A 14,746-nucleotide genomic window follows, 5' to 3' on the forward strand; every position below is an offset into this window, starting at 1 on the left:
AACTTCACGGCCTTTCCCCGATAGAATATCGGGAAAAGGCCGTGGCATAATACTCTTTTTATTACTGTCTACTTGACAGGGAGATGACCAAGCCGCCCCTCCTTTTTATTTTTAGAATATTTGATTAAAAATAGTGTAGCACAAAAATGGATTTAATAAAATTAAATTTTTTTAAAAAGCATTAAATAAAAAGGCTATATAGTAGCTGTAATTACAGCTACTATATAGCCTCGATTTTATACCGCTATTTGCGGGTAGTAAGATTTTTACCGCACAAGATTTAGCTGAAGCAAAGAAGTTAGGTGGGGGATGAACGAAACACCCCCTCATGACAGTTTCATTTTATGCATTAAGTAAGTTAAAGAAACGATTCACATCTTCTTCTGAAACGTCACTTAACTGTTTATATTTATAATTCGGATTTTGATCTTTATCAACGACAACGGAGCGTACTCCTTCGAAGAAATCTTCATGTCTCATGAAATTTTTAGCAAGTATAAGGTCCGTAGCGAAACATTCTTTAACGGATTTATCTTTTCCATCAATAAACTGTTTTAATGTTACTTTTAGTGAAATAGGGGATTTTGATAACAGTGTTTCTTTCGTTTTTAGAGCAAAGGAACTTTCATCTTTCTCCAATGAATGGATGATTTCTTCAATTGTATCGAAAGCAAAATGTGAATTGATTACTTCTATTGAAGGAGCAAGCTCGCTTTCTAAGTTTGGAGCAGTTGCAAATGTACGAATAACTTCTTTTAAATTAGTATGTACATCATCTTCTTTATGCCAATTTACACTTTCAAGTTCAGTAAGAAACTTTGGTAATGAATCAGATGTCATAAAGTAATCAGCAGCATTAATAAATAATACGTCAGAAGCTTTTAAAATAGATGCTGTTAAAGCAACGAATCGTCCTGTATATCCAGGCGCTTTATTTAAGAAATATGCAGCTCCGACGTCTGGGAAGAAGCCGATATTCATCTCTGGCATTGCCCATTTCGTACGCTCAGTTACAATGCGATACTTCGCACCATTTGTAAGACCGACACCACCGCCCATTACAATTCCATCTAAACAAGCAATAATCGGTTTTGTATATTGATAAATATATGTATCAATTTCATACTCTTCTTCAAAAAAACGTTCTGCATGTTGCAATGCCACTTCATTGGAACGCGCTTCATAAAGAGTTTTAATGTCGCCGCCTGCACAAAAACCTTTTGTGCCAGCTCCTTTTAACACGATAAGTGCAATACGCTCATCGTGTTCCCACTCTTTAAGTTTTTGTCCGATAGGTTGTAACATGTCATAAGATAAAGAATTAAGTGCTTTTGGACGGTTTAAAGTAATTGTTGCAACGCCGTTTTCACTAACAGAAAATAAAACGTGTTCAGTCATAATGCATCCGCCCTTACATATCTTCTTATTCTTAATTCTTGATATGTACTGAAATGTCCTTTATAAATTTCGTCAAAAGTTGACGGTAAATATTAATTTGGTCACCGCATATTTTGACGAGTTATCTTTGCAGGATTTCAGAGACTGAGGGGGAATATTACAACATTACTGTAAGTGTAATTATTTGAAGTTATAATGATAAAAGCGCTATTATATAGGTGTGAATTGTTCATTATCAATTCTAAAAAGAGTGTTTGAAGAAAAAATGAATCGTACAATTGTAATAAAAAATTTTACACTGAATTAGAAATAGAGAAAGGAGAAATCGGAATGCCAGGACCTTTACTATTTTCGGTTATTATTTTGTCTTCTTTAATGATAGGAATAACGCAGTATTTTCATCATACAGATACGACAGAAGAAGTGAAGGATAAAGTACGTCTCGTATTTCCGATTTTTATAATATCTATTTCATTCTGTATTTTATTAAATAAAGATGGGTACATTGTCGCAGTGTTCTCATTTTTCGTCGCAATCGTTTTAATTACCGTTTTATATTATGTAATGAAAGACTTTATACAAAAATAAAGATGTCACAATAGGCATTTTTATTTTGGGAAAAATATAAAATTTCACATACCGTATTTTATATAAAATACATAAAACATATAACAATAGAAAAGTGTGTACTTTGCTGTGTATGTACTTGTCAATCTTGCATAGCCACTATACTATTAAAATGTAGAGATTATAAAAAGGGGTTGTATCTATCATGAAATTTGAGATGCACACAAAAATTATTTCAAATGAAAAAGAAGTAAGATTACATATTGAAGAAAATATATTTCAATTAATATTGGATGGTTATCACTTATTTACAGTTCAAGAAATATTGCCTTTATATAAATCAAATGAAGAAAGAATTGGAAGTGCAACGATATTAAAGCTAGAGTGGGAGAACGGAAAAACTATAATAAACTATCAACTCGTTTCACTAAAATCAGTAAATTAAAAGGAGTAGAAAAATATGAAGTTATTTCATACAGCGGATTGGCATTTAGGTAAGCTTGTTCATGGCGTGTATATGACTGAAGACCAAAAGATTGTATTAGATCAGTTTGTACAGGCTGTTGAAGAAGAAAAACCTGATGCTGTAATTATTGCAGGGGATTTATATGATCGAGCAATTCCACCTACAGAAGCAGTAGACTTATTAAATGATGTGCTGCAAAAAATAGTTATTGATTTACAAACACCAGTTATTGCAGTAGCTGGTAATCATGATAGTCCGGATCGTATCCATTTTGGAAGTAGTTTAATGAAAAAACAGGGCTTGCATATTGCAGGTCAATTTCAATTCCCGTATGAACCTGTTGTACTAAATGATGAATATGGAGAGGTTCACTTCCATCTAATACCGTATGCAGACCCAAGCATAGTGAGGCACGTGTTGAAAAATGAAGACGTACGTTCTCATGATGATGCGATGCGCATTTTTATGAATGAGCTCTCTGAAACGATGGATAAAGAAGCTAGACATGTATTTGTTGGACATGCATTTGTAACTTCTTCAGGAGAAGCGGAGGAGAATACAAGTGATGCAGAACGACCACTTTCAATTGGTGGTGCTGAATATGTAAATAGTCATTATTTTGATAAGTTTCATTACACAGCGCTTGGACATTTACATCAAGCGCATTTCGTACGTAATGAGACGATTCGATATTCAGGTTCACCACTTGCCTATTCAATTTCTGAAGAGAAACATAAAAAAGGTTATTACATTGTAGAACTGAATGAAACTGGTGAAGTAGCAATTGAAAAAAGGTTACTTTCACCACGTCGTAAAATGCGAACAGTAGAAGCGAAAATAGATGAATTATTACAGCACCCAGTAAGTGAAGATTACGTATTTGTAAAATTATTAGACGAAAACCCTGTCTTACAGCCAATGGAGAAAATACGATCTGTATATCCAAATGCAATGCACGTTGAAAGAGCGATGCAAAGACGAGAACTCACAGATACAAATGAAGTAACTGTTTCAAGACATAAAACGGATGATTTATCTCTTTTAAAGGCTTTCTATAAAGAAATGAAAGGGTTAGATTTATCAGAAGAGAAAGAACGCCTATTTATAGATGTATTACAAACAGTGCAAGAACGGGAAGGTGAACGAGGATGAGACCGATTCAGCTTATTATGACAGCATTCGGGCCATATAAACAGAAAGAAATAATCGATTTTGAAGATCTTGGAGAACATCGTATTTTCGCTATTTCTGGGAATACAGGAGCTGGAAAAACAACGATTTTTGATGCGATTTGTTATGTGTTATATGGTGAGGCTAGTGGAGAAGAACGTAGTGATACGAGCATGCTTCGAAGTCAATTTGCTGATGATAATGTTTATACAAGTGTTGAACTAACCTTTCAATTAAAAGGGAAACGCTATGAAATAAAACGACAACTTGGACATAAAAAACAAGGGAATAAGACCATTACAGGACATGCAGTAGAATTATATGAAGTTATTGATGGAGAAAACGTTCCAGCCGTCGATCGTTTTCATGTAACAGACGTAAACAAAAAAGTGGAAGATTTAATTGGGTTAAGTAAACATCAATTTAGCCAAATTGTTATGTTACCCCAAGGGGAATTCCGAAAATTATTAACATCTGAGACGGAAAACAAAGAAGAGATTTTACGTCGTATTTTTAAAACGGATCGTTATAAGTTAATGCGTGAGTTACTTGACCAAAAACGAAAACAATGGAAAGACGTCTTACAAGAAAAGCAGAAAGAGCGAGAGTTATACTTCCGTAATGTTTTTAAATTACCAATCCGTGATGGAGCATTATTAGAGACATTAGTGGCACAAGAACATGAAAATACGCATCAAGTAGTAGAAGCGTTAGAACAAGAAACAACCGTGTATAAGGCAGAGGTTGAGCAATTACAAGTAGAACAAGATGTTCAAACGAAGCAATTAAAGGATGCAGAAACACGTTTTCATGCAGCAAAATCTGTAAATGAGAAATTTATAGATTTACAACAAAAGAATGAGAAATATAACACTTTACAAGAGAACCGTGCAGCAATTGAAAGGAAAGAAAAATTCTTTAAACGTGCGGAACAAGCAAAGCACTTATTACCATTTGAACAATGGTATGAAGAAGCGATGGAAAATGAGCAGAAAGCTGAAAGTTTGTTAAAACAGATAATCGTCAAACAAGAACAGATAATGAATAGCTTTGAACTTGCTCAGGAGAAGTATGAAGTAGTAAAGAATAAAGAAGCTGAACGAGAAGATGCTAAAAAACTTGTTCAAAGATTAGAAGAGTTACAAGCGATCATTGAATCATTAGCTGAGAGAAAGCTGAATTTACAAAATGCCGAAATTCAAATAGGGAAATTAAAAGAAAGTATGCAAAAGTTAGATCAACAACTAGAAGAGCATACAAACCAAAAACAGAGAATGTCTGATGAATTGCAGCAATTAGAACAAGCACTTGAGCAATATGTAGCTAAAGTGGAAGAACTAACGAATATGCGAGAAGATGCAAAAGTTTTAAAACAAGCATATGATGTTTGGCAAGAAAAACAAAAATTCGAGCAAGAAAAAGAAGCGGCAAATAATAAAATGCAAGTGGCAGTTCGTGCATATGAAAACATAGAGCGCCGCTGGTTAAGTGAACAAGCTGGTATATTAGCTCTTCATTTACATGACGGTGAATCTTGTCCGGTATGTGGTAGTACGAATCATCCACAAAAAGCTACAGAGCAAAGTAATGCGATCGATGAAAAAGAGTTAAACGATTTAAGAGATAAGAAGAACATTGCTGAAAAATTCCATGTGCAAGTAGAGGAGAAATGGAATTTCTATCGACTACAATATGAACAAGTGATAGAAGAAGTTGTGAAGCGCGGCTACAATTCGGAAAAATTAGCTGAAACATATAGTGCACTTGTTCAAAAAGGAAAACAATTAGCTGCAGATGTTAATACGTTAAAAGCAAGTGAAGAAACACGTAAGCAGATTGCTGCGAACATGAAAAGCGTAGAAGAAAAAATAGAAGAACTTCAGAAACAAAAACGAGAAGTGGAAACAATGCAGCACCGTACAGAAATGGAGTGTATGCAACTTCGTACGTCATATGAACATGATAAACGAAATATTCCAGAAAACTTACAAACAGTACAAGCTTGGGAAGCACAGTTTAATCAAGCTATGCAGGAACTTAGGTTAATGGAGGACGAATGGAAGAAAGTGCAGGAAGCGTATCAGCATTGGCAAAATGAAAATATACGTATTCAAGCTGAACAAAAAGGTGCTTCTAATCAATTTGAAAGTGCAAAATTAAAGAAAGAAGAGACTTTCGCACGCTTTATGAAAGAGCTAGAACAAAGTGGGTTTACAGATCAATTCACGTATAAAGAAGCCAAATTAAGCGATGCCGAGATGGAGATATTACAAAAAGAAATTCAAGGTTATTATTCATCGCTTGAAGTACTTGCAAAACAAATTGAAGAGTTAAACTCAGAATTAAAAGATCAAGAGTATATGGATATTACATCTTTAGGTGAACACATAAAAGATCTAGAAATTAATCTCGATATAATTAAAGAAAAACGTCAACGTGCGCAAAATGCGGTAACATATATTTCTGATTTACATGAAAACATTAGACGTATTGACGAACAAATTCACGAGGAAGAAAAAGCCTTCCAAGAACTTGTTGATTTATATGAAGTAATGAAAGGTGATAACGAAAGTCGTATATCATTTGAACGTTACATCTTAATTGAGTATTTAGAACAAATCGTTCAAATCGCAAACGAACGACTACGTAAATTATCAAATGGACAATTTTATTTAAAACGAAGTGAGCGAGTTGAAAAAAGAAACCGTCAAAGTGGATTAGGTTTAGATGTGTACGATGCATACACTGGTCAAACACGCGATGTAAAAACACTATCCGGCGGAGAGAAATTTAACGCATCACTTTGCCTAGCGCTAGGAATGGCAGATGTCATTCAAGCATATGAAGGTGGTATTTCTATCGAAACGATGTTCATCGATGAAGGGTTCGGTTCATTAGATGAAGAATCATTAACGAAAGCAGTAGATGCCTTAATTGACTTACAAAAATCAGGCCGATTTATCGGTGTCATCTCACACGTTCAAGAGCTGAAAAACGCAATGCCAGCTGTATTAGAAGTAACGAAGCAGAAGGATGGATGTAGTCAGACTAGGTTTGTGGTGAAGTAAGCTTAGAAAATGGAGTAGGGAATCTATCGATACTTTTAGTGTCATATGTATGAATCATAAAACGTCGTCTCTTCATATTGGAGGCGACGTTTTATTTTATAAAATATCTATGAATTATCTGTAGAAGGCGGCGTATTCTCCAAACGATTATAAGCTTTAAAAGCTGAAATTGCCGATATAACCCCGCCTACTAAAAATAAAGTCGATCCTCCAACTAAGATGATACGACTGACATATGTTTCCCGTGCTTCTTCGACTTCTTCTTGTAACGCTGTAGGCATATGAATCCTCCCTTTATAAAAGTTGTTTTATAAATAGTATATACAAACGCCTAAAATGTGTTAAAATAACTGATGATTTTATGCAGTGGGTAATTAGATGAGTAGGATGCGAGTGGCTAAGTAAATCTTCATCACAAATTTATGTGAACTTCACATAGAGCACATATTAACATTGTATTATGTATATGTACCAAATAAATAAATAAAGTGAATGTAAGTTCTGTTTTCAAAAATTTAAAATCCTTTTATTTCTATATGAAAGTTTTAATCAAGGGTTTTAAAAAATTTGGAAATAGATCTTATGAATATGGAATTCATATAAAAGGGGAATGTCTTATGACAACATATACGAGTGAAATGAGAAAAACTTTAGTTTCAGAAGAAGATGTAGATATTTTAAAAATTATGGCGCATCCAATCCGACTGCAAATTGTAAATGAATTAAGTACGAGAAAAACTTGTAATGTAACACAATTAACAGAGTTACTGAATATTCCGCAATCTACTGTTTCACAACATTTATCAAAAATGAAGGGTAAAGTGTTACGAGCAGAGAGAAGAGGTTTAGAAATTTATTATCATATTAACAATTTAAAAGCGAGTAAGATTGTTAATGTTTTAGGGTATATAAACTAGTGAAATATTTTTATATAAAATAGCCCCTGCTGTTGAGCAGGGGCTATTTTGTGGTGTTTTATGTATTTGTATTTAAAACTTTATAGTTTTTATGGTTTACAATTGTTCGATCAAATTCAAAAGTACCACCGCTTACATTTGTAATTTCAACTAAGACCGATTCAGTATAAAGTTTTAATACAGATCCTGTAATCTTTAAATTATTTCGTTGAAAAAGTATAGTATCCCCTACGTTTGCTTTCATAGTACCTCCTCATTAAAGACAGAAATATTTTTTTATTATATATATTAAACCACGGATAGATATATTAGTGAATATTTAGTTTTATTTATTGGAAAAAAATTTGTTCTCTAATAGAAGAGTATAAAGTACTCCTATGTTAAAAGTTATATTTTATTTAAGTTTATCCCGCTATTTGTTGGGCAGTAAGACCCCCGCCTCAAAATTCAGTGGAAGCAAAGAAGTTAGGCGAGGGCCCTGTTGCCCGTAAAAGCCCGATTGGTGAGGGCTGATTAAAGTTTCACTTTTTAAAAAAGGGTTCAAAAACAAATGTAAATCGAGCTTATACAAAAACTACTTATTAAATAACTGTTACGTATTTAATAAGTAGTTTTTGTATTTCATCCTTCGTTTTTTGTAACTGATTCTACGTTTTTGACGCTCTACCTTGTAAGTGCTTACATAAACAAAAACATCTTATACAATGAAGGTGTCAAATCAAAAGAGGTGACCAAAATGAACATAAAAAAAGTAAATTTAGCGAATAGCATTGAAATAGAAAGAGGAGGCGGAAAGGTATGAAAAAATCACCTGTTAATCCATGGCTTGTTGTCCTTGGCACAGTTATAGTACAAATGGGGCTTGGGACAATATATACATGGAGTTTATTCAATCAGCCTTTAGTTAGTAAATATGGTTGGAGTCTTAACGCTGTTGCGATAACTTTCTCAATTACTAGTCTTTCTTTAGCATTTTCAACTTTATTTGCGAGTAAATTGCAAGAAAAATGGGGACTTCGTAAACTTATTATGATAGCTGGATTAGCATTAGGACTAGGATTAATACTTAGTTCACAAGCATCCTCACTAATATTACTTTATGTACTAGCGGGAGTTGTTGTAGGTTATGCAGATGGTACAGCATATATCACTTCACTATCAAATTTAATAAAGTGGTTTCCAGAGCGTAAAGGTTTAATTGCTGGTATTTCTGTCTCTGCATATGGTTCAGGTAGCTTAATCTTTAAATACGTTAACGCACAGTTGATTGAATCAGTTGGTGTATCCCAAGCATTTATATACTGGGGTTTAATTGTTACAGCTATGATTGTAATTGGTGCTTGTTTAATCCATCAAGCCGCAGATCAAGGAGCAGTTCATGAAACAAAAACTGAGGAATACACAACGAAAGAAATGTTAGGCACAAAACAAGTATACTTATTATTTATCATGTTATTTACATCATGTATGAGTGGCTTATACTTAATTGGTATGGTAAAAGACATTGGTGTTCAACTTGTAGGACTTAGCGCAGCAACAGCAGCTAATGCGGTGGCTATGGTTGCAATCTTCAATACATTAGGTCGTATCATTTTAGGACCGTTATCGGATAAAATTGGGCGTTTAAAAATCGTTACTGGTACTTTTGTTGTTATGGCGAGTTCAGTCTTAGTTCTAAGTTTTGTAGATTTAAATTATGGTATTTACTTCGTATGTGTAGCAAGTGTAGCGTTTTGCTTTGGTGGAAATATCACTATTTTCCCAGCTATTGTTGGTGATTTCTTCGGTATGAAAAACCATAGTAAGAACTACGGAATTGTGTATCAAGGATTTGGATTTGGGGCGCTTGCAGGTTCCTTTATCGGTGCACTTCTAGGTGGATTCAAACCAACGTTCATGGTAATAGGTGTATTATGTGTCGTGTCATTCATTATCGCAATTTTAATTCAAGCACCTAAACAGAAAAAAGAAAAAGAAGAAGAGTATCGTAGCGTAGCATAAGTATACAAATCTTCTATAACACTATGATTACGAAAAAGCATCCTATTCTATTAATTAGGATGCTTTTTTATGAGTTATTTTAACAAGGTTAAATTACTTTTGGGATTTTTATAGATGTAAAAGTGAGTGGAATACCCATTTGGAATATAATAAATTGATACATCGTATTCGAAATATATATTAAATCTTAAATGATAAAGAAGACATTCATTAGTATTTGTAAGATATATTTTCAGAAAAATATTGAGAAAATATATACTTGAGTTTTTCATAAAGCATTGTAAATGAACGTATCTCTAGTTTAGTTTCTTCAATTTTAAAAAGAGGACTTTGAATTTTATTTATAATATAAGTACTTTTAATGCGTTTACATATGATTTTATTAAGAAGCATTAAAATGGTTTATCTGAAAAATAAAAAAAGATTGACAAGTTTATTGAGAAACATTATCAATAAAATGAATTTTAAAGTAATGCGCACTTGACCAATTAGTTTAGTAAGTGTATTATTTTTTACAACACAACTGATAATGAAAATCAATATCATCGGTGTTACTTAATGAAATTAATGTTTATGTGAAAGGATAGAGAAAATGAACTTAGGGGAATTTGATGGGAAAACAGTTTTAGTAACAGGTGCAGCACAAGGCATAGGCAGTGTCGTTGCCAAAATGTTTTTAGAAAGAGGAGCCACAGTTATTGCGGTTGATCAAAATGAAGAGGGGTTAAATGTACTCTTAAATCAAAATGAATTAAACAATACACGTATGAAAACGTTTCGTTTAGATGTGAGTGATAGCGCCGCTGTTGAAGACATGGTAAATCATATTGCAAATGAAATAGCGCCAATAGATATTTTAATAAATGTTGCAGGGGTTTTACGTATGGGACCAATTCATTCGTTAAGTGATGAAGATTGGAATAAAACATTCTCTGTAAATACTACAGGGGTTTTCAATATGTCCCGAGCGGTAAGTAAAAATATGATGTTAAGAAAATCGGGGGCAATTGTTACAGTCGGTTCAAATGCGGCAAATACGCCAAGAATGGAGATGGCTGCGTATGCTGCGTCAAAGGCCGCAACGACGATGTTTATGAAATGTTTAGGACTAGAGCTTGCGGCATACAATATACGCTGCAACTTAGTTTCTCCAGGTTCTACTGAAACTGAGATGCAAAGATTACTATGGGCTGATGAGAATGGAGCTAAAAATATAATTGCTGGTTCTCAAAATACATATAGACTCGGAATTCCATTACAAAAAATTGCACAACCTTCAGAAGTTGCTGAAGCAGTGTTATTTTTAGCCTCAGATAGAGCAAGTCATATTACAATGCACAATTTATGTGTTGATGGCGGTGCTACGTTAGGAGTTTAATAAAAATTCAGGAGGTTATTATATTATGAATGAACATATAGCTGTAAAGGAATTGTCAGAAAAACTTTTAGAAGATTATAAGACTGAATCTTCATTCTTTTTCGCTTCACCAACTCGAACGATATTAGCAGAAGGAGAGTTTACTACAGTAAAGCATCGTGAAATTGAAAGTTTCCCAGAGCTTGTGCAAGCGACATTAAGTAATGCGAAACAAGCTGGAAATCCAAATCCTATCGTTGTGGGTGCTTTGCCATTTGATCGTAGAAAAGAAGTCCAACTCATCGTACCAGAATATAGCAGAATTTCTGAGCGTTTACAATTGGATACAACAAATCAGCTTGAAACAAATGAGAATGTAACATTTGAAATGACACCAGTGCCAGACCCTGAAGTTTATATGAATGGTGTGAAGCAAGGAATTGAAAAAATACAGGACGGTGATTTAAAGAAAATCGTTCTATCCAGATCGTTAGATGTTAAATCTTCCGAAAAGATTGATAAGCAAAAACTTCTGCGAGAATTAGCAGAGCATAATAAGCATGGTTATACATTTGCTGTAAATTTACCGAAAGATGAAAAAGAGAACAGTAAGACGCTAATTGGAGCAAGCCCTGAATTACTTGTTTCACGTAATGGTATGCAAGTTATTTCTAACCCGTTAGCTGGTTCAAGGCCACGTAGTGAGGACCCAGTAGAAGATAAAAGAAGAGCAGAGGAATTACTTTCTTCGCCAAAAGATTTACATGAACATGCGGTAGTAGTTGAAGCGGTTGCCGCTGCACTTCGTCCGTATTGTCATACATTACATGTTCCAGAAAAGCCATCAGTTATTCATAGTGAAGCGATGTGGCATTTGTCTACAGAAGTGAAAGGTGAACTTAAGGATCCAAATACTTCTTCTTTACAATTAGCAATTGCCCTTCATCCTACGCCAGCAGTTTGCGGAACTCCGATGGAAAAAGCAAGAGAAGCTATACAGCATATTGAGCCATTTGACCGCGAGTTCTTTACAGGAATGCTAGGATGGAGCGATTTAAATGGAGATGGAGAATGGATTGTTACAATTCGTTGTGCTGAAGTACAAGAAAATACACTGCGTTTATATGCAGGAGCTGGGGTTGTTGCTGAGTCAAAACCAGAAGATGAGTTAGCAGAAACATCAGCTAAGTTCCAAACAATGCTAAAAGCTTTAGGGTTAAGAGATAGTTCACTTAATGAAAAATAGGGGGAAGAAAGAATGCTAGTAGGTTATACAGAATGGCCAAAAGAATTTGCCGATCGTTACCGAGAAGCAGGATGTTGGCTTGGTGAAACATTTGGAGGAGTGTTAAGAGAGCGGGCTGAGAAATATGGAGATCAAATCGCGGTTGTAAGTGGTAAGAAGCATATAACATATAGTGAACTTAATAAAAAGGTAGATCGTTTAGCAGCAGGTTTACTCAATTTAGGAATAAAGAAAGAGGACAGAGTTGTAATCCAGTTACCTAACATTATCGAGTTTTTCGAAATATGTTTTGCACTATTTCGAATTGGAGCGCTTCCTGTCTTTGCACTGCCTTCACATCGAAGTAGTGAAATTAGTTATTTTTGTGAGTTTGGCGAGGCGAGCGCTTACGTTATTTCAGATAAGGCTTTCGGTTTTGATTATCGAAAACTAGCAAGAGAAGTGAAAGAGAAAGTGCCAACTTTACAACATGTAATTGTAGTGGGAGAAGAAGAAGAGTTTGTGAACATAAATGATCTGTATATGGATCCCGTCTCATTACCAGAAGTTCAGCCAAGTGATGTTGCATTTCTCCAATTATCAGGAGGCACAACAGGTCTTTCTAAATTAATTCCTAGAACGCATGATGACTATATTTATAGTTTGCGTGTTAGCGCTGAAATTTGTAATTTGAATGCAGAAAGCGTCTATATGGCAGTTCTTCCAGTAGCACACAATTACCCAATGAGTTCTCCAGGGACATTTGGAACTTTCTATGCGGGTGGAAAAGTGGTATTGGCAACTGGTGGTAGTCCAGATGAGGCCTTTGCTCTTATCGAAAAAGAAAAAGTTACAATTACAGCGCTCGTTCCGCCATTAGCAATGATTTGGCTTGATGCTGCATCTTCTCGTAATGCCGATTTATCAAGCCTAGAGGTTATTCAAGTAGGTGGTGCTAAGTTTAGTGCTGAGGTTGCAAGACGTATACGCCCTACATTTGGATGTACGTTACAGCAAGTATTCGGTATGGCGGAAGGATTAGTGAACTATACAAGATTAGATGATCCGGAAGAAATTATTACTTATACACAAGGTAGACCAATGTCTGCACTCGATGAAGTGCGAGTTGTTGATGAAAATGACAACGATGTACAACCGGGCGAAGTAGGTAGTTTATTAACACGAGGTCCATATACAATTCGTGGTTACTATAAAGCCGAAGAGCATAATGCACGATCATTTACAAAGGATGGGTTTTATCGCACAGGTGATCTTGTAAAAGTAAATGAACAAGGATACATCATTGTAGAAGGAAGAGATAAAGATCAAATTAACCGTGGTGGTGAGAAAGTCGCCGCGGAAGAAGTTGAAAATCATCTATTAGCACACGATGCGGTCCATGACGTAGCAATTGTATCTATGCCTGACGATTATTTAGGTGAACGCACCTGTGCTTTTGTTATAGCTCGCGGACAAGTTCCGGCAGTAAGTGAATTAAAAATGTTTTTAAGAGAACGTGGTATAGCGGCTTATAAAATTCCAGATCGAATTGAATTTATTGAATCATTCCCGCAAACAGGAGTCGGAAAAGTCAGCAAAAAGGAACTACGTAAAGTCATTGCTGAAAAACTTATTACAGTAAAACAATAATAAAAACCGGAAGGAAGTGATTAGATGGCCATCCCATCTATTTCAGTATATAAAATGCCAATTGAATCAGAACTACCAAAAAATAAAGTGAATTGGACACCAGATTCGAAACGTGCAGTGCTTTTAATTCATGACATGCAAGAATATTTTCTTGATGCATATAGCGATAAAGAATCCCCAAAAGTAGAACTTATTTCAAATATTAAAATGATAAGAGAAAAATGTAAGGAACTTGGTATACCAGTTGTTTATACAGCACAACCTGGTGGGCAAACGTTAGAACAACGAGGTTTATTACAAGACTTTTGGGGTGACGGTATACCTGCTGGACCAGATAAAAAGAAAATTGTTGATGAACTTACTCCTGATGAGGATGATATATTCCTCACAAAATGGAGATATAGTGCATTTAAAAAGACAAATCTATTAGAAATTTTAAATGAACAAGGAAAAGATCAACTCATTATTTGCGGTATTTATGCGCATATTGGCTGTCTTTTAACAGCTTGTGAAGCATTTATGGATGGTATAGAGCCGTTCTTTGTAGCAGATGCAGTTGCTGATTTTTCACTAGAGCATCATAAACAAGCATTGGAGTATGCATCTAATAGATGTGCAGTAACGACATCAACAAACCTACTGTTAAACGATTTACAAAGTGTAAAAGATGATGAGAGTGAAGGAATCACTATACAGGAAGTGCATGAACTAGTTGCACAACTACTTCGTGAGCCAGTAGAGAGTATTGATATTGATGAGGACTTATTAAATAGAGGGCTTGATTCGGTCAGAATTATGAGTTTAGTAGAGAAGTGGCGTCGTGAAGGGAAAGAAATCACTTTTGCAGATTTAGCAGAACGTCCAACTGTTGCAGGTTGGTACAGTTTACTATCTTCACAAACAGCACAGGTGCTGTAACAAATAGAC

Annotated in this window: 13 protein-coding genes; 10 read left to right on the plus strand and 3 right to left on the minus strand. The window is 34.8% G+C overall.

All coding sequences use genetic code 11. The annotated features are described in order from the left end of the window. Nucleotides 1-342: 342 nt before the first annotated feature. Entirely contained in the window at nt 343-1,398 is a 1,056-nt protein-coding gene (locus MR169_RS21445; protein ID WP_000134923.1) for an enoyl-CoA hydratase/isomerase family protein, read from the minus strand. Between the two features lie 330 nt (nt 1,399-1,728). Between MR169_RS21445 and MR169_RS21450 the strand changes: the two genes are divergently transcribed. The 4 genes from MR169_RS21450 to MR169_RS21465 all read left to right on the plus strand — a co-directional run bounded on the left by MR169_RS21450 (nt 1,729) and on the right by MR169_RS21465 (nt 6,669). Then, the gene (locus MR169_RS21450) at nt 1,729-1,986 is read left to right on the plus strand and encodes a hypothetical protein (RefSeq protein WP_242319996.1); all 258 of its coding nucleotides are present in this window, start codon (nt 1,729-1,731) and stop codon (nt 1,984-1,986) included. Between the two features lie 184 nt (nt 1,987-2,170). Beyond that, nucleotides 2,171-2,410: a DUF2584 family protein gene (locus MR169_RS21455; RefSeq protein WP_000667345.1), complete on the plus strand. Its 240-nt coding sequence runs from the start codon at nt 2,171-2,173 to the stop codon at nt 2,408-2,410. 15 nt (nt 2,411-2,425) lie between these two features. Further along, nucleotides 2,426-3,583 (plus strand): exonuclease SbcCD subunit D, encoded by a 1,158-nt coding sequence (locus MR169_RS21460; protein ID WP_000765150.1) that lies wholly within the window; start codon nt 2,426-2,428, stop codon nt 3,581-3,583. Next, a complete protein-coding gene (locus MR169_RS21465) occupies nt 3,580-6,669 on the plus strand; it encodes an AAA family ATPase (protein ID WP_242319997.1) in 3,090 nt (1,029 codons plus the stop codon). Before MR169_RS21460 ends, MR169_RS21465 begins: the two co-directional genes overlap by 4 nt. 107 nt (nt 6,670-6,776) lie before the next feature. Here the strand turns inward: MR169_RS21465 and MR169_RS21470 are convergent, their stop codons facing one another. Further along, nucleotides 6,777-6,950: a hypothetical protein gene (locus tag MR169_RS21470; protein WP_001141668.1), complete on the minus strand. Its 174-nt coding sequence runs from the start codon at nt 6,948-6,950 to the stop codon at nt 6,777-6,779. A gap of 336 nt (nt 6,951-7,286) precedes the next feature. On the opposite strand from MR169_RS21470, the gene MR169_RS21475 reads away from it, so the two are divergent. Continuing rightward, entirely contained in the window at nt 7,287-7,586 is a 300-nt protein-coding gene (locus MR169_RS21475; protein ID WP_000214801.1) for an ArsR/SmtB family transcription factor, read from the plus strand. Nucleotides 7,587-7,644: 58 nt separating this feature from the next. Here MR169_RS21475 and MR169_RS21480 read toward each other — a convergent pair whose 3' ends face one another. Beyond that, a complete protein-coding gene (locus tag MR169_RS21480; protein ID WP_000646793.1) occupies nt 7,645-7,830 on the minus strand; it encodes a YkvS family protein in 186 nt (61 codons plus the stop codon). Nucleotides 7,831-8,384: 554 nt separating this feature from the next. Here MR169_RS21480 and MR169_RS21485 point away from each other — a divergent pair. The 5 genes from MR169_RS21485 (at nt 8,385) to MR169_RS21505 (ending at nt 14,737) form a co-directional block, all read left to right on the plus strand. Next, nucleotides 8,385-9,587: an L-lactate MFS transporter gene (locus tag MR169_RS21485; RefSeq protein ID WP_016117767.1), complete on the plus strand. Its 1,203-nt coding sequence runs from the start codon at nt 8,385-8,387 to the stop codon at nt 9,585-9,587. A 592-nt stretch (nt 9,588-10,179) separates the two neighbouring features. Continuing rightward, nucleotides 10,180-10,965, plus strand: a complete 786-nt coding sequence (gene dhbA / locus MR169_RS21490) for a 2,3-dihydro-2,3-dihydroxybenzoate dehydrogenase (protein ID WP_001048430.1) — start codon at nt 10,180-10,182, stop codon at nt 10,963-10,965. Nucleotides 10,966-10,990: 25 nt separating this feature from the next. Further along, the gene (dhbC, locus tag MR169_RS21495; RefSeq protein WP_001002075.1) at nt 10,991-12,190 is read left to right on the plus strand and encodes an isochorismate synthase DhbC; all 1,200 of its coding nucleotides are present in this window, start codon (nt 10,991-10,993) and stop codon (nt 12,188-12,190) included. 12 nt (nt 12,191-12,202) lie between these two features. Next, entirely contained in the window at nt 12,203-13,819 is a 1,617-nt protein-coding gene (locus MR169_RS21500; protein ID WP_098782410.1) for a (2,3-dihydroxybenzoyl)adenylate synthase, read from the plus strand. Nucleotides 13,820-13,843: 24 nt separating this feature from the next. Next, a complete protein-coding gene (locus MR169_RS21505; RefSeq protein ID WP_001007287.1) occupies nt 13,844-14,737 on the plus strand; it encodes an isochorismatase family protein in 894 nt (297 codons plus the stop codon). Nucleotides 14,738-14,746: the final 9 nt, after the last annotated feature.

It is taken from the genome of Bacillus cereus group sp. BfR-BA-01349, assembly GCF_022663795.1.
Lineage (GTDB): Bacteria > Bacillota > Bacilli > Bacillales > Bacillaceae_G > Bacillus_A > Bacillus_A cereus.